The sequence below is a fragment of the Kitasatospora sp. NPDC057512 genome (genome assembly GCF_042802135.1).
In the GTDB taxonomy this organism is placed as follows: Bacteria; Actinomycetota; Actinomycetes; order Streptomycetales; family Streptomycetaceae; genus Kitasatospora.
In genome coordinates, this window is the sequence record NZ_JBHVET010000108.1 from 1 (window position 1) to 15849 (window position 15849).

The following is a 15849-nucleotide window of genomic DNA, read 5'->3' on the forward strand; positions in this document are numbered from 1 at the left end:
ACCTCCCGGACGGCGTCCCGCAGGCCGTGCGGAGGGTGGAAGCGGGCGGGGGCGGCGGCCGGGTCCTCGCGGAGCTCCTTCACCAGCGAGACGCACAGCAGCAGCATCACGACCACGAACGGCAGCGCGACCAGGATCGTCGCGTTCTGGAGCGCGGTGAGCCCGCCGGCCAGCAGCAGGGCCGCCGCGACCCCGCCCATCAGCACGCCCCAGACCACCACCAGCCAGGTGCGCGGGTGCAGCGAGCCCCGGCTGGAGAGCGAGCCCAGCACCAGCGAGGCCGAGTCGGCACTGGTGATGAAGAAGGTCATCACCAGCAGCACCGCGACCACACTGGTCACCGAGCCGAGCGGCAGCGCGCGCAGCATCTCGAACAGCGAGGCCTCCGGGCCCTGCGGGATGGTCGCGACCAGGTCGGCCGCGCCGGTGGTGGACAGCCGGATCGCGGTGCCGCCCATCACGCAGAACCAGATGACCGTGGCCCCGCTGGGCACCAGCAGCACGCCGAGCAGGAACTGCCGGATGGTGCGGCCGCGCGAGATCCGCGCGATGAAGGTGCCGACGAAGGGCGCCCAGGAGAGCCACCAGGCCCAGTAGAAGATCGTCCAGGAGCCGAGCCAGCTCTCGTCGGTGAAGGCGCCGGTCTGGGTGGACATCCCGAGCAGGTTCGAGAGGTAGCCGCCGACCGAGGAGGGGATGGCGTCCAGGGCGAACACCGTCGGGCCGACCACGAAGACGAAGACCATGATCAGCGAGGCCAGCACGACGTTCGCGGTGGAGAGCCACTTCACGCCCTTGTGCACCCCGGAGAACGCGGAGACCACGAACGCCGCGGTCAGCGAGCCGATGATGATCAGCTGGGCGTTCTGGGTGTTGCGGACGGAGGTGATGTAGCCGAGCCCGTCGGCGACCTGGAGCGCGCCGAGGCCGAGGCTGGTCGCGGAGCCGAAGACGGTGGCGAACACGGCCAGCAGGTCGATCGTCCGCCCGGCCCAGCCGTCCGCGCCGCGCCGGCCGATCAGCGGGACGAAGGCGGCGGAGACCCGGTTGCCCCGCCCCTTGCGGAAGGTGGTGTAGGCGAGGGCCAGGCCGCCGACCGCGTAGATCGCCCACGGGTGCAGGGTCCAGTGGAAGAGCGAGAACTCCAGGGCCTGCTGGGCGGCGGCCGCGCTCTGCGGCTCCAGGCCGGAGCCCGGCTGCGGGGAGGCGAAGAGCTGGAGCGGCTCGCCGACGCCGTAGAACATCAGGCCGATGCCCATGCCGGCGCTGAACATCATGGCGATCCAGGCGAGGGTGGAGAACTCGGGCTCGTCGTCGTCGCGGCCGAGCCGGATCCGGCCGAAGCGGCTGAACGCGAGCAGCACGCTGAGCGCCAGGAAGACGTCGGCGGCCACCACGAACAGCCAGCCGAAGTTGTGCAGCACCCAGCCGAGCGCGGTGTCGGAGGTGCGGCCGAGCGAGTCCTCGGCGAAGACGCCCCAGGCGACCACCGCCAGGACCAGGACGGCGCCGATGCCGAACACCGCCCGGTCGGCCGGAAGGGTCGCGGCGGGTTCGTCGGGCTCCTCCACGGGCTGGTCGGACTGGGGCGGCTGGCTGCTCATCGGATGGACCCCTCGACATACTCGGCGTGCGTCGGCACGCTCGGATTCAAGCTGTATGTCGCACTATGTCCAGTCCGCTCCGCGAGCGGAGGGACGGCGCGCCGGGGAGGCGCGGGGTCGGGACCTACGTCCCGTCAGGCCGCCCGCTCCTCGCCGTAGTCGTGCCCGTGCTCGTGCCGGTGATCGTGCCCGTGGTCGGGCCGGCGGTCGTGCCCGTGCTTGTGCCCGTGGTCGGGCCGGCGGTCGGGTCCGTGGTCGGGCCCGGAGTCGCGCGCGGTGGCGAGGTAGTGGGAGAGCGCCCGGCGGCTGCGGGTGAGGTCCTCGATCCGGGAGTCCAGGTCGGCGAGTTCGCCGCGCAGGGTGGCGAGCAGCTCCGGGCAGGCCTCCAGGACGGGGACCGGACCGGTGGCGCAGGGCAGCAGCTCGGCGATCACCCGGGTGCTCAGACCGGCCGCGAGCAGGCTGCGGACCTGCCACACCCGGACGGTGTCCTCCTCGCCGTACTCGCGGTGGCCGGCCGCCGTGCGGTCCGGCCGGAGCAGGCCCTGCTCCTCGTAGTAGCGGAGCAGGCGGGTGGACACCCCGGTCAGGCGGGCGAGTTCTCCGATGCGCATGACCGGGCGAACGCCGCCGCCTGCCGGGGTGTTCCCCCCGGGGAGCTCGGCTCCTGAGGAACTCCGGCGGCACGTCGCGCAGTTCGGGCCGTGCCTCGACCACCGGCAGGTGCCCGATGGTGAGTTCGGCCGGGCGCGCGCCGGGGACGGGCCCGGCGGCCGTGCCGGGTTCCGGCCGGATCGAAGGCGTCCAGGACCTCCTCGTCCGCGACGGCGACCAGCCGCTCGGCGGTTCGTCCGGGCTGGGCTCGCTAGGTTCGACGGGCTGTTGCCGGAGCCGGGATGGCCGGGGGCGACGACGGTGCGGTGGGCGGCGAGGTCGGGCGGCAGCGGGCCCCGGTCGTTCCGGGCGCTGCCCCCGGCCCCGTGGGCGAGCGGCAGTCCGGGGCCGGGACCCCGGACGATCCGGGCGAGCGGGGTGGCTGACACCGGGTGCTCCGCTGCGGGGCGGGGTTTCGCCGACACAATGGGAACGGTAGGAGTCCACACCGGTGAGTAGGTCAGACCGGGGAGCGGAAGCCCGTCCAGGACGGCCCGCGGGCCCCGGCGGCGGCCGCGGTCGCGCGCGGCGCCGAACCGACCACGCTGAAACGGAAGGAACGCCGTTCATGGACGACGAGGTCCGCACCCCGAACGAAGCAGTCCCGACGTCGGCCGATCCGACGCCGGCCGACCGGAGGCAGACCGATCGGAGGCAGACAGATCGGAGGCAGGCCGAGCCGACGCGGGCCGCCCGGGACGGCGCGCGTGCCGACGGCGTGGACCGCAGGACGCTGCTGCGGGCGGCCTCCGCCGCCGGGGCGCTCGCCGTGCCGGTCCCGGCCGCGCCGCCGGTCGCCGCGGGCCGGGCGGCCGCCGAGGAGCTGCCCGGGGAGGTGCCCGCGTCCTCGTCCGGGCCCGTGCCCGGGATCGTCAAACCGCTGCCCGCCGAGTGGTTCGTGCCGCGCGGCACCAACGCCGAGACGCGCTGGGACACCTTCCGCGGTGCCGACGGCGCTGCCGTCGTCAGCCGCCACGTGCCGGTGGAGCGGTTCTTCGTCCGCAACCACACCAGCACCCCGCTGATCGACCCCGACACCTGGAGCCTCAGGCTCTTCGGCAGCGGCCTGCGCGGCGCCCCGACGGCCGGGAGCCCGGTCGAGTTCGGCCTGGACGACCTGCGGGAGCTGCCGTCCACCCGGATCAGCGCGCTGATCGAGTGCGCCGGCAACGGCCGCAGCTACTACTCCGGCCAGCAGGACCAGCCCGTCCCGGGCACGCCGTGGACGCTCGGCGGCGTCGGCTCGGCGAGCTGGCGGGGCGTCCGGCTGGCCGAAGTGCTGCGGGCCGCCGGGCTGACCGGGGCCGCGGTGGACGTGCTGCCCACCGGCCTGGACCCGGACTTCGTCGCCGGCGGCACCAACTACGGCCCGGTGCGCCGCCCGCTGCCGATCGCGAAGGCGCTGGACGACGTGCTGCTCGCGTACGAGATGAACGGCGAGCCGCTCACCCCGGACCACGGCGCCCCGGCCCGGCTGGTGGTGCCCGGCTGGGTGGGCATCGCCTCGATCAAGTGGGTGGGCAGCGTGGAGGTCGCCGACCACCCGCTGTACTCGCCGTGGAACACCGACTTCTACCGGATGTTCGGCCCGGACTACCCGCCCGGCGGTGGCGACCCGCTCACCGTCCAGGTGGTCAAGAGCGCCTTCGAGCTGGCCGTGGGGGCGCGGCTGGCGGCGGACCGCGAGCACCGGCTGCACGGGCGCTCGTGGTCCGGCGCGGCGGCGGTGCGCCGGGTCGAGGTCAGCACCGACGGCGGCCGGACCTGGCGGCACGCCGAGCTGCGCGACGAGCCGCGGGCCGACGGCTGGACGCGCTGGAGCCTCGACTGGCGCCCCGGGCGGCCCGGCCCGTACGAGCTGCGCGCCCGTGCGACGGACCGCCGGGGGAACACCCAGCCCGAGCGGGCGCCGTTCAACCGGGAGGGCTACCTGTTCGGTGCCGTGGTGGCCCACCCGGTGACGGTGGTCTGAGCCGAGCGGTGGTCCGCGCCGCGCCGTGAGCCCCGGGAGGCGGGGCGCGGCGCGGCTCAGCCGGTGGACTGGACCTCGTACGGGGCCGGGTAGCGCGTCTCGTACGGGGTCAGCACCAGCCGCACCACGTCCTCCAGGCGCCGCCGGGCGTCCCCGAGGGTGGTGCGGCCGGTCACCCAGGCGGTCAGCTCGCCCTGCCAGGCGTGGGCCACGATGTGCCGCACCAGGTCGCTCGCGGCGGCCGGCACCTCGGCCGTCACCGCTTGCAGGGCGGTGCTGTCGGCCCGGGCCATGCCCTGCAGGGCCTCGCTGGCGAAGGGGTCGGTGGAGGCGGCCACGGCCACCCGTAGTCGGGCGAGTTCGGGCTGCCGCTGGTAGGCCCGCATCCCGCCCCGGACGAACCGCACCGCCCGGTCGGTGGCCCCGAGCCCGGCCCTCGGCCCGCGCAGCTCGGCCACCAGGTCGGCCAGCAGCAGGCGGTGCCATTCGGCGATCGCCGCAGCCAGCAGGTGGTCCTTGGAGGAGAAGTAGCGGTACGCCGTCCCCAGGGCGACTCCGGACCGCTCGCAGACCTGCTTCATCTGCATACGCTCGACGCCGATCTCGTTCACCAGGGCGAGCGCGGCCGCGATCAGGCTTTCGCGGCGTTCGAGCTGACGCGGAGACATCGCCTCCACCGGCCGTGGTGACAGGTCAACCTTGGTCACCCGCACCATGATACGGGCCGGGGCCGCTCAGGAGTATGACGCCGTCCGGCCCCCTTCCGTTCGTCCGGCGGTCACCGGGGTGCCGGAGGTGTGACAAGGGGGCCCGGAGACGTCACGACGGGTCGCGGACCAGTGCCTCCTGGACGGCGGAGGCGACCAGCCGGCCGTCCAGGTCGTAGAACTCGCCGAGCGCCAGGCCCCGGCCGTCCGAGGAGGACGGGCTGCGCTGGGCGAACAGCAGCCACTCGTCCGCCCGGAAGGGGCGGTGGAACCACATCGCGTGGTCCAGCGAGGCCATCAGCAGCCGGGGCGGTTCGGTGCGCTGGAAGAAGTTCGGCTGCACGTTCAGCCCGACGGTGGAGGCCAGGGTGAGGTCGGACAGGTAGGTGAGCGCGCCGGCGTGCAGCAGCGGGTCGCCGTCCGGTAGCGGGGAGGCGGTGCGCATCCAGACGAACTGCTGGAGCAGCCCGGGGGCGGCCGGCGGCAGCCCGGGGGTGTCCACCGGGACGAACCGCAGGTCGAGGTCGCGGAAGCCGCCGGCCGCGGCGAATCCCCGACGGACCTCCTCGGGCAGGAGGGCGACGGCGTTCGGCAGCGACTCCGGGTGCGGCAGCGGCGGGATCCCGCGCTGGCGGTCGGCGGCCGGCTCGGGGTGCTTGAAGGAGACCGAGAGGGTGAAGATCTCGTTCCCCCGCTGGAGCGCCGTCACCCGGCGGGTGGTGTACGACAGGCCCTCGCGGACCCGCTCGACCAGGTAGTCGATCGGGTGGCCCGGGGTGCCCGGCAGCAGGAAGTAGCCGTGCAGCGAGTGCACCGGGCGCCGGTCCTCGCAGGTGCGCCCGGCGGCGACGAGCGCCTGCGCGGCGACGTGCCCGCCGAAGGCGCGCATCGGGGCGCCGGCGTGGCAGCGGCCCCGGAACGTGTTCTCGTCCAGTCGCTCGATCTCCAGCAGCTCGGCGAACGGGGCGGTCGGCACGGCGCGCCGTTCGGTCCGGACGTGCGGTTCGGTGAGGTCGGTCACGAAGCCATAGTGGCAGAAGCCAACCGTGTGGTGGTGTGACCTGGGTAACGCCGTCCGCGGGCTCGCATGATGACGTAGAACACGTTCCAGTCTGATCATCGGACCGCGCCCCGCTCCCGGCCTGGTCGAGGCCCTCCCGGTGCCCTCGCGATGCCGCCCCGAGGCCGCCCCGGGGTCGTCCCGACGGATTGTCAGTGCCCTCACCTAGCGTGCTCGGCATGACGCAATCCGCACACGCGTACGCCTATCTGCGCCCGTCGGCCGTCCTGGACGGCGCCGACGGCCGGCACCTCGACCTGGCCACCTCCGGCGGCGCCACCCCGCTCGGCGCCGCCGCCAACCCGCGCTTCTTCGCGGGCTTCCTGGCCGATCCGGCGCCGGCCGCCGCCGCGTTGCTCGCGGTCGCGGACGTCGCCGCCGCGCGCTACTACCAGCCGCGGCTGCGCGCCTCGCTCGACCCGGTGGTCACCGCCAACGGGGACCGGCTGCGCTTCGAGTCCTTCTCGGGCTGCTGCGGCGTCTACGCCCGGCTCGACGTGCTCGGGGCCGGGCTCGACGGGGACGAGATCGGCCACGGCACCACCAACGTGGACGTCAACAACCCGCTGCGCGAGGCGCTGACCAGGATCGGCCCGGCCGACCCGCTGCACCTCGCGGTCGGGCCGGACGCGCTGGAGGTCACCACCTTCGACGGCCCGCTGGTCGAGAAGAAGGTGCCGCTGCCGGAGCGCTGGCTGCGCGGCTTCGCCGAGACCCAGGTGGTCGCCGCCGGTTTCGAACCGCGCGCCGAGCTGCCCGCCGCCGAGGCGGTCCGGTTCCTGCGCTCGCTGCCGCGCGGCGGGCGGTCAGGCGTCGGCTGGGTCGTCCCGGCCGGGAAGGCGCTGCGGCCGACCACCCGGCCGGTGCCCGGCGCGGTCTGCCTGCCCGGGCCCGAGCGGCTGGTCGCGCTCCAGCGGGTGCTGCGGCACGCGCTCGCGCTGCGGGTGTACGGGCCGGTCGCGGCCGGTGAGCCGACCGCCTCCGCCTGGGAGGCGGTGCTGCCCGGCATGCGGCTGACCCTGACGCTGTCGCCCGACGCCGCCCGGGGCTTCTCCGGCGAGGGCGGGGTGCTCGACTCGCTCGCCACCGGCGCGGCCGAACGGGACGCCGAGCTGATCGCGGTGCTGCTCGCCTGGGAGCCCCGGATCGAGGTCGGGGACCTCGCCGCCCAGTCCGGGCTGAGCCCCGAGCGGGTCCGCGCCGCGCTCACCCGGCTGGGCACCGCCGGGCAGATCGGCTACGACACCGCCGAGGCGGCGTACTTCCACCGGCAGCTCCCGTACGACGCCGGGCGGGCCGAGGCGGCCAACCCCCGGCTGCGGGCCGCCCGGGCACTGGTCGAGGCGGGCGCCGTACGGCTGGAGGAGGGCGGGGCGACGGCCGTCGTCACGGTGGACGACCACATCCAGCGGGTGCGGACGGACGCGTCGGGGCGGCTGAGCTGCACCTGCCTGTGGTGGGGCAAGTACCGGGGCGGACGCGGGCCGTGCAAGCACGCGCTCGCGGTCGGCATGGTGCGGGAGACGGCCGCCGGGGCGGCCGGGGCGAAGGGGGCCGGAGCGTGAGCGCGGCGGAGGGGGCCGACCGGCAGGGGCCCGTCGACGACCTGCTGACGACCGTCCGGTCCGGGCGGCTGGCACGGATACCGGAGCTGCTGGCCGGGCTGGACGCGGCCCAGCGGCGGGCCGCCCTGACCGCGCTCAAGGCGCTGCGCAAGGAGCTGCGCCAGGAGTGGTCCCGGGAGGCGACCGAGATCAGGGGACGCTTGCTGGTGGCCGGGGCCGGCTGCCACTCCGGCCCGGCCGCGGCCGCCACCTGGCTGGCCGGCAGCGACTTCGGCGTCCGCGACTGGGCCCGGAACTCCGTGCTGCACCGGGTCGTCGAGGCGCAGCCGGCGGAGTGGCAGGTCGAGGTGGTCACCCGGCTCGCCGCCCGGCCGGCGCGCAACCAGGGCTGGTCGATGTACCCGGTGATGGAGGCGGTGGTCCGGCGCACCGGCTGCGAGGTGCCGCGCGGCGAGACCTTCGTCCGGGGCTGGATGGACAGCGTGCAGCACTTCGGCAGCGGCGGCGCGCGCCCGACGCTGGCCGAGAAGCTGCGCCAGGACGCCTTCACCCCGGTGCTGCTGCCCGAGCTGCTCGAACTCGCCGACATCAGCTGGCCGCTGACGTTCCGGCACAGCCCGCGCCCCGGCGACGTCTGGACCGAGGCGATCGGCGAACTGGCCGCGGCCGGCGTGGTCGACCGGACCGAGCTGCTCGACCGCTGCCTGGCCCGGCTGCTGCGCGGCGGCAAACCGGGCGACCAGCGGGCCTTCCTGGAGGTGCTGCGGGCGCTCGACCCGACGCCGGCCGAGTACGCGGCCCGGGTGCGCGACCTGGTGGCGCTGCTGGACGGCCAGTCGGTGCTCGCCGGGCACGCCCAGGAGGTGCTCGCCGGGCTGGACGAGGCCGGCCTGATCGAGCCCGAGGTGCTCTCCGAGGCCTCGGCGGTGGTGCTGTTCCGGACCGAGAAGAAGCTGGTCCGCGCCCAGCTGGCCTGGCTGGACAAGGCGGCCCGGCGCGCGCCCGGGCGCTCCGGTCCGGTGGTGCTGGCCGCGGCCGAGGCCTTCGGGCACCCCGACGCGGCCCTGCAGGAACGGGCGCTGAACGTGGTGGCCCGGCACCTGAAGGCGGCGGGGGAGGCGGTGGTGGCGGAGCTGCGGTCCGCCGCCGAGGCGCTGAACCCGGCCCACCACCGGCGCGCGGGCGACCTGCTGGGCGCGCCGGTCGGCGGCGACGAGGACGATGCGGACGCCGGGTGGAACGCCTTCCTCCCGCCGGCCCCCGCACCGAGGGCGCTCGGCGCCCCGATCGGCTCGGCGGTGGAACTCGCGGAGGAGCTGTCCGCCCTGCTGGCCCCGCAGGAGCCCGCCGTGGCGGACTTCGAGCGGGTGCTGGACGGGCTGGTCCGGCTGACCCACCTGGACCGGAAGGCGCTCGTCACGGTGCTGGAGCCGGTCCGCCGGGTGCACCCGTGGCGCGGCGGCAACAGCTGGGGGGACTGCGTGCCCCGGGACATCCTCTACGTGGTGGCCGCGGTGGCCGGAGAGACGCCGCCGTGGAAGGTCTGGGACTACCTCGGCCGCAACGGCCGCTCCGTGCTGCGCGGAGCGAACACCACCGTGCACGGGGCCGTCCTCGCCGCCCGGCTGGAGGAGGCCGCCTGGCAGGTCCACCAGGCCCGGCTGCCGTACCTGCTCGCCACCCCCACCGACGCCACCGGCGCACTGGACGCGGCCGAACTGGTGGAGCGGCTCGCCGGGTACGAGGCGGCGGGCGTCAAGCCGGGGAAGGCCGACCTCTCCCAGGCCCTGTTGCGGGTCGACGTGCGGGCGGAGGAGGCGGTGCTGAAGGCCGCCGAGGAGCTCACCTCCCCGGCCGGGCGGTGGGTGGCGCACTGGCTGCGCACCGGCGGCCTGCCCGGGCAGCCCTCCGAGCGGGTGCTGTTCGCGCCCGGCAAGGGGGTGCGGCACACCAACAGGTACGGGGACCGCTGGTGGGAGGAGGTCGAGCGGATCGCCGTCGCCCAGCCGGGCATCGGTAGCGGACCGAAGGGGCCGGGCGGCGAGCGGCTCACGGCCGAACTGCGGGCCCTGCTGGACGGCACCGAGCCCAGCGTCGCCCGGGTGCGCAGGGTGCACGGCTGGAACTGGCGGCCCGTCGAGCACTGGTTCGCGATGCTCCCCTGGCACCGGGAGGAGCTGGCCGCGCGCTGGCTCGACCCCTTCGCCGAGGGCGCCGACCAGGATGAGCGCGGCGCCGCCCGCTACCTCCCGCTGCTCGCCGAGGCCGGTGGCCCGGCCGGGCTCGCACTGCACCTCGCGCTGGCGTACGGCCTGGGCGCCCGGCACGCCGAGGACCGGACGGCGGCGGTGGACGCCCTGCTGGTGCTCGCCGCGCGCGGCGACCTGGACGGCGGGCTGCTCGGCCGTGAGCTCGGCGCCCTGGTGGCCTGCGGCACGGTGATGGCCGGCCGGCTGGGGGCGGCGCTCACCACGGCGGCGGAGACCGGCGCCCGGGCGACGGTCTGGTCGGTGCTCGGGGCGGCCCTGCCGGGTCTGCTGGGGGAGGCCGACCAGTCGGCGCGCGGGCTGGGCGACCTGATCGCGCTGGCCACCGACTGCGCCCGGCGCACCGGGGCCCGTGGGCCGGTCGCCGAGGTGACGGCGGCGGCCGGACGCGGCGGCTCGGGCCGGGTGGTCAAGGAGGCCCGGGCGCTGCGGGACGTCCTCGCGGGCTGACGGGGGCGGTACGGGTCGGGCCGGCTGTCGGCTGACAACTTTCAGCCGACAGCTTTCAGCGAACAACTTTCAGCGAACAGACTTTGAAATCTGTTCGCTGAAAGTCGTCGCCTGTTCGCGCGCCCCGCCCGCCCCCGGGCCGGCCACCGCCTGCTCCGACCGCTCGCCGACCAGCGGCGGGATGCCGTGCGGGCCGGCGGCGACGGCGCGCCACCACAGCCGCAGGGCGGGCGCGGCGGCCGGTTCGAAGGGCTTGCCGGGGCGGGGCACCGCGAGCCGGGCGCCGAGCGTCTGGGCGGCGGTGACCACCCGCTCGGCGGGCTCCTCCCAGGGGTGCAGCGCGAGGTTGAAGGTGCACCAGTGGATCGGCAGCAGCAGCTCGCCGCCCAGGTCCAGGTGCGCCCGCACGCCCTCCTCGGGGGTCATGTGCACCTCGGGCCAGAAGTCGCTGTACGCGCCGACCTGCATCATCGTCGCGTCGAACGGCCCGAGCCGGCGGCCGATCTCGGCGAAGCCGGGGAAGTAGCCGGTGTCCCCGCTGTGGAAGATCCTCCGCCCGCCACCGGCCACCACCCAGGACGCCCACAGGAACAGCGTGCTGGTGCGCGGCCCGCGGCTGCAGTAGTGGCGGGCCGGCGTGGCGGTCAGGGTCAGCCCGGCGACCTCGGCCGACTCCCACCAGTCCAGCTCGACGATCCGCTCGGCCGGTACGCCCCAGTGTTCCAGGTGCGCCCCGACCCCGAGCGGGACGGCGAACGCCGCGCCCGTCCCGATCAGCGCCCGGACGGTGCCCATGTCGAGGTGGTCGTAGTGGTCGTGGGAGATCACGACCGCGTCCACCGGGCCGAGTTCGGACAGCGGCAGCGGCACCGGGTGCAGCCGCTTGGGCCCGGTCCAGGAGAAGGGGGAGCAGCGCTCGCCCCAGACCGGGTCGAGCAGCACCCGCCGTCCGTCGATCTCGGCCAGGACCGTGGCGTGCCCCAGCCAGGTCAGCCGCAGTCCGGACCGGGGCGGCGCGGCCAGGTCGACGGGGAGCAGCCGGTGCACCGGGACGGCGGCGGTCGGCGTCCGGCGGGTCTTGTCCCCGGTCAGCTGGGCCCGGGTGATCTCCAGCGGGCTGCGCTCGTACACCAGGCGGCGGGTCGGCACCGGGTTGCGGAAGGCGCCGTCGGCGAACTGGGGGGAGCGGCGGATGCGGGCCAGCCGTTCGCCCCGGGGCTCGGCGCCGAAGGCGTCGGTCCGGATCCGGTGCCAGGCGGACCGGGGCAGTCCGGCCAGGCCGGGGACGGCGCGCTCGGTCGCGGGGCCGGTGGACGGCGGGGCGAGCTGCGACGTCAGACCGGCGAGGCGGGAGAACCACGGGGCGGGGCGGGGCACGGCTCCTCCAGGGACGGTCACGGCTACCGGGCGTGCCGGGGCGCGCAGCACAGCGGCGGGTGGGGCTGCTGCGATACGACAACCATCTCGTCGGAGATTACTCGCCGTGGGCCGTCCGGACCTGGTGGAGAGCCCGGCGCGGTCCAATCGGCGTACCCGGGGAAGGCGGCCCGGGCCGGTGCCCGGGTTCCGCTCGGCCCGGGCCCGCGCCGAGTGGAGCGCGGGCCGGCCCGCCCGTCGGACCGTCCGTCGGCCCGCCCTCCGTCAGGCGTAGAAGCGGGTGATCGTCTCCGCTACGCAGTGCGGCTTGGCGCTCCGCTCACTGGTCACGGTGAAGCGCACCACCGCCTGGACCCCGCCCGGCACCTCGGTGGCCGAGAGCAGCTCGGCGGTGGCCCGGACCGCCGTGCCCACCGGCACCGGCGCCGGGAAGCGCACCTTGTCGGAGCCGTAGTTCAGCGCCATCCGCACGCCCTCGACGGTGTAGCACTCCTTCGCCAGCACCGGGATCATCGACTGGGTCAGGTAGCCGTGCGCGATGGTCGAGCCGAACTGGCTCTCCTTGGCCCGCTCCGGGTCCACGTGGATCCACTGGTGGTCACCGGTCGCCTCGGCGAACAGGTCGATCTGCCGCTGCTCGATGGTGTGCCACTGGCTGGTGCCCAGCTCGGTGCCGACGGCGGCGGTCAGCTCGGCGAGGGAGGCGAAGGTCGTCACGGTGCGCTCCTGGTGGGGGACGGACCCGGGGAGGGATCAGGACGCCGGAAGCGTATGCCTACCCATCGGTATCTGTCAGGAGCCGAGCGGGAAACCGGTGTTCACGGGTCCGGTCCCCACCGGCCCCGCGCTCATCGGCCGTCGAGCCTGGAGGCCCGGGGCGCCCGGTCCGGTCGGGAACAGCCGGCGGCCGCTCACCAGCTCCGGCACCAGCGCCACGAACAGCGGCTCCGGATCGCCCACCCACGGCCGCAGGCCGGAGCGCAGCACCCGCCGGACCTGCTCGGGGTCGCTCACCACGTCGGCCCGCCCGTGCACCAGTACGCTCCACCCGGTGCGGGTGACCGGGTCCAGCAGATCCGCCTGGAAGGCCACCACCGTGCCGTCAAGCCCGCGCGCGGTGGCACTTCCCCGGCGTACGGCGAGCACCAGCCGCCCGTCCAGGACCTCGAAGGAGACCGGCAGGACGGCCGGCAGCGCGTGCTCGGTGTACACCACGCGCCCGACGGGCACGGTGCTGAGCAGCCGCAGGCACTCGGCCTCGCTCAGGGTCTCCACACGGTCCTCACGCTCCATGCGTCCGATCGTCCTCGGTCGGTGCCCGCATCGATAGGGCCCATGGTCCCTGAGCGGACGGGCCGGGAGCCCCGTCGGCGGCCGTCCGGGGCGGTAGCCTGCCCGGCGGGTGGAGAAATGGTGCAGGAGGGGGACGGCCGGATGGCGGGCGGGGTCGATCTGGTGGTGATCGGGGCGGACGGCGGGCCCGACCGGGCCTTCGGGGGTGCGGCGCTCGCGCCGGACGGTGCCCGGCTGCTCGCCGAGGTGCTGCCCGGGATGTGCTTCGACACCGGCGCGGCCGGCTGCCGGGTCACCACGGTGCCGCCGGACGCGGACGCCAACGCGATGCTCACCGCCGTCCGGGATGCCGCCCTGCACCCCGGCCGCTGGCTGCTGGTCTGCCTGGTCGGCCAGCTGGTGGCCGATCCGCGCGGGCGCCGGCTCGCCCTGGTCACCGCCGGCAGCACCGCCGACAACGCCTACCGCCGGGGCTTGGCCTGGGACTGGGTGGTCAGCGCGATGGTGCACGGGGACCAGGAGGAGGCGCTGCTGCTGGTCGACGCGGCGGTCGACCGGGACGCCTGGGCGGCGCTGGAGCGCGGCGAGGACGGCGCCGGCGAGCTGCTGAGCTACTCGAGGGTCCCGCTGTGGGGCCGGATCGGCCGCTACAGCCCGGGCAGCCGCTACGCCCCGGGCAGACGCGGCCGGGACGCCGTCCTGCCGGGCGGGGAGGGCTCGTTCAGCCGGGCCCTGACCACCGTCCTGCGCCAGGGCGTCCCGGGTGCCCCCGCGGCCGTCGCCCCGCTCGATCTCCAGCCGGCCGTGGCCGCGCTGACGGACGGCGGGGAACCGGCCGGTAGTTCGGGTGCGCCTGGCGCGCGCCTGCTCGTTCCGCCGCACGCCGGGCGGCTTCTGATGCGCAATCGGGCCGCGGTTCGGGGCGCATTGGCCGGATTGTCGCTTTCCGAGGAACTGTTGGCCGTGCTGTGGCGGGAAAGTGCCCCGACGGAACCGCCTTCCGCGTAAGGTCAGGGGGCCTGAGGTGTTGCCGTGATGGGGTGGGTTGGCGAAGAATCGATCCCCAGCGGAAACACCGGTGGGACGGCGGAATTCTCCTGGCGGCCGTGGATCACGGATCAGGTCGGTCGCAATGAGGTGGGGCCATGCGGCAGCGCGGAAATGTGTTGCGCCCTGGGGCGGTTGGGGTCGGTGGGGCGGTTCTGGTGTTGCTGCTCGGTGCTTGTGCGGGCGGTGGTGCGGGCGGTTCCGTCGATCGCATCGGGTCGGCCGCGCCCACCGTCGCGGGAGTGAACCCGCTAACTCCTTCGAGTGGTTCGGCAAACGATTCGATCGCGCCGACCAGCGGCCCGGAAGGGGCCATGGCGCGGCTGGCCCTGAAGGCGTATCAGGACTGGTGGCAGGCCCAGGCCGAGGTGTTCGGGCGGTCGGATTCGGACGGTTACGGACTGGAGCAGTACTCCTCCGGTCGGGCGCTGTCCGACAGCCTGGTCGGCCTCCGGCAACTGCGCGACGCCAAAGTGGTGATGACCGGAACACCGCGCAATTCCGCGGTGGTCAAGACCGTTGACCTGAAAGCCGATCCGCAGACCGCCGTGATCGAGGACTGCGTCGACCTGTCCGGCTGGCACCGCGTCGATGCCGTCACCGGGGCCGTCAGGGATCCCGGAGCACGCCTGAACCGGTACGTCGGAACCGCTTCCCTGCGCTGGTTCCAAGCACATTGGTTGATCTACGACTTCAAACGGGAGGTGGACCGGACATGCTGAACGCGCGGAAACCGGCCCGGCGAATCGCGGTCGCCGCGTCGATGTCGGCCGGGTTGCTGCTGTCCTCGGCGGTGGGTGCGACCGCGGACGAACCGCCGAGCGGCGGGGCCGAGCAGTGCTACCCGAACGTGATCTGCGTGGACGTCAATTCCGGTGGAACGACCACGACGCCCGGCGGATCGAAGCCCGGCGGTGGCGGCGGTTCGGGCACCGGCCCGCAGCTGTGCAGCTACCACGAGGTCGCGTGGGCCTGCCACGACCCCCAGCTGGGCTGGTTCAGCAGCGACAAGGGCTGCTACTTCCGCCCGCTGGACAACCCGCCGGCCGCGGGCGACGCGGCCTGGGGCGGCCACGACCCCAAGGACGGCTCGCTCTACACGAAGGTCTGCCCGCAGACCGACGGGGGCCTGGGCGGCGCCGAGATCGTCTTCGAGCCCACCTCGCCGGACGGGCAGAACGTCAACGCGGAGGCCACGGCCATCCAGACCGCCTACGACCGGGTCCGCTTCCGGCCCCCGGTGGGCCGGGCCGCGCCCCAGAACACGGCGGTGGTCAACGCCCCGGTCTGGCTCTGGGCGGACGACGCCGCGCTGCCCGCACCGGGCAACGCGTCGGTCGCGGGCATCTCGGTCACCGTCACGCCCCGGCTGGTGAAGGCGGACTGGAGCTTCGGCGACCACCTCCAGACCTCCTGCACCACGCCCGGCACGCCGTACGACCCCGCGTACGGCGACGCGAAGTCCCCGGACTGCGGCTACGAGTTCAGGACCAGCTCGGCCCGTGAGAAGAAGGGCGTCTTCAGCGCCACGGTGACGATGCACTGGGAGGCCACCGTGGTGGTCACCGGCGGGCCGAACCCGCGGAAGTTCACCATCCCGGGCATCAACCAGAGCAGCAAGCCCTTCGAGCTCAAGGTCGCCGAGATGCAGGTGCTCAACTGAGCGCGCCGTCGGGGCGATCCGCGCACTGACCAGCCAGAAGAGCCAGACCAGCCAGACCAGCCAGACGAGCGAGAGACGAACGAGGGAAGGGCGGAACCCGGTGGAGAACCGTACGTTCGCGACGCCGGGATCCGGCACCTCCGCGGGCGCGGCGGCGTCCGTGGCGCTTCCGGAGCAGCCGGAGCAGGGC

Annotated in this window: 13 protein-coding genes; 6 read left to right on the forward strand and 7 right to left on the reverse strand. The window is 75.0% G+C overall.

What is annotated here, in order from left to right:
* Together ACFU6K_RS10410 and ACFU6K_RS10415 are read right to left on the reverse strand one after the other, a co-directional pair.
* A partial coding sequence (locus ACFU6K_RS10410; protein ID WP_380662148.1) for a BCCT family transporter occupies positions 1-1604 on the reverse strand: 1604 nt, incomplete at its 3' end.
* A gap of 134 nt (positions 1605-1738) precedes the next feature.
* Positions 1739-2218 carry a MerR family transcriptional regulator gene (locus tag ACFU6K_RS10415; RefSeq protein ID WP_380662149.1) on the reverse strand — a complete coding sequence of 160 codons (480 nt, stop codon included), beginning with the start codon at positions 2216-2218 and terminating at the stop codon, positions 1739-1741.
* A 608-nt stretch (positions 2219-2826) separates the two neighbouring features.
* Here ACFU6K_RS10415 and ACFU6K_RS10420 point away from each other — a divergent pair.
* A complete protein-coding gene (locus tag ACFU6K_RS10420) occupies positions 2827-4230 on the forward strand; it encodes a sulfite oxidase (RefSeq protein WP_380662150.1) in 1404 nt (467 codons plus the stop codon).
* 56 nt (positions 4231-4286) lie between these two features.
* Here ACFU6K_RS10420 and ACFU6K_RS10425 read toward each other — a convergent pair whose 3' ends face one another.
* Entirely contained in the window at positions 4287-4937 is a 651-nt protein-coding gene (locus tag ACFU6K_RS10425) for a TetR/AcrR family transcriptional regulator (RefSeq protein WP_063780393.1), read from the reverse strand.
* A 112-nt stretch (positions 4938-5049) separates the two neighbouring features.
* The gene (locus ACFU6K_RS10430) at positions 5050-5958 is read right to left on the reverse strand and encodes an acyl-CoA thioesterase (protein ID WP_380662151.1); all 909 of its coding nucleotides are present in this window, start codon (positions 5956-5958) and stop codon (positions 5050-5052) included.
* 218 nt (positions 5959-6176) lie between these two features.
* Between ACFU6K_RS10430 and ACFU6K_RS10435 the strand changes: the two genes are divergently transcribed.
* Positions 6177-7562, forward strand: a complete 1386-nt coding sequence (locus tag ACFU6K_RS10435) for an SWIM zinc finger family protein (protein WP_380662152.1) — start codon at positions 6177-6179, stop codon at positions 7560-7562.
* The gene (locus ACFU6K_RS10440; RefSeq protein WP_380662153.1) at positions 7559-10279 is read left to right on the forward strand and encodes a DUF6493 family protein; all 2721 of its coding nucleotides are present in this window, start codon (positions 7559-7561) and stop codon (positions 10277-10279) included. The genes ACFU6K_RS10435 and ACFU6K_RS10440 overlap by 4 nt, the downstream gene beginning before the upstream one ends.
* Before the next feature lie 69 nt (positions 10280-10348).
* Here ACFU6K_RS10440 and ACFU6K_RS10445 read toward each other — a convergent pair whose 3' ends face one another.
* The 3 genes from ACFU6K_RS10445 to ACFU6K_RS10455 form a co-directional block, all read right to left on the reverse strand.
* Entirely contained in the window at positions 10349-11557 is a 1209-nt protein-coding gene (locus ACFU6K_RS10445; protein ID WP_380662159.1) for an MBL fold metallo-hydrolase, read from the reverse strand.
* Positions 11558-11920: 363 nt separating this feature from the next.
* Positions 11921-12373, reverse strand: coding sequence for a MaoC family dehydratase (locus tag ACFU6K_RS10450; RefSeq protein ID WP_380662154.1), 453 nt, complete (start codon positions 12371-12373; stop codon positions 11921-11923).
* Positions 12374-12448: 75 nt separating this feature from the next.
* The gene (locus ACFU6K_RS10455) at positions 12449-12949 is read right to left on the reverse strand and encodes a pyridoxamine 5'-phosphate oxidase family protein (RefSeq protein ID WP_380662155.1); all 501 of its coding nucleotides are present in this window, start codon (positions 12947-12949) and stop codon (positions 12449-12451) included.
* 117 nt (positions 12950-13066) lie between these two features.
* On the opposite strand from ACFU6K_RS10455, the gene ACFU6K_RS10460 reads away from it, so the two are divergent.
* The 3 genes from ACFU6K_RS10460 to ACFU6K_RS10470 all read left to right on the forward strand — a co-directional run bounded on the left by ACFU6K_RS10460 (position 13067) and on the right by ACFU6K_RS10470 (position 15659).
* The gene (locus tag ACFU6K_RS10460; RefSeq protein ID WP_380662156.1) at positions 13067-13957 is read left to right on the forward strand and encodes a hypothetical protein; all 891 of its coding nucleotides are present in this window, start codon (positions 13067-13069) and stop codon (positions 13955-13957) included.
* 137 nt (positions 13958-14094) lie between these two features.
* A complete protein-coding gene (locus ACFU6K_RS10465; protein ID WP_380662157.1) occupies positions 14095-14718 on the forward strand; it encodes a hypothetical protein in 624 nt (207 codons plus the stop codon).
* A complete protein-coding gene (locus ACFU6K_RS10470; protein WP_380662158.1) occupies positions 14712-15659 on the forward strand; it encodes a hypothetical protein in 948 nt (315 codons plus the stop codon). The genes ACFU6K_RS10465 and ACFU6K_RS10470 overlap by 7 nt, the downstream gene beginning before the upstream one ends.
* Positions 15660-15849: the final 190 nt, after the last annotated feature.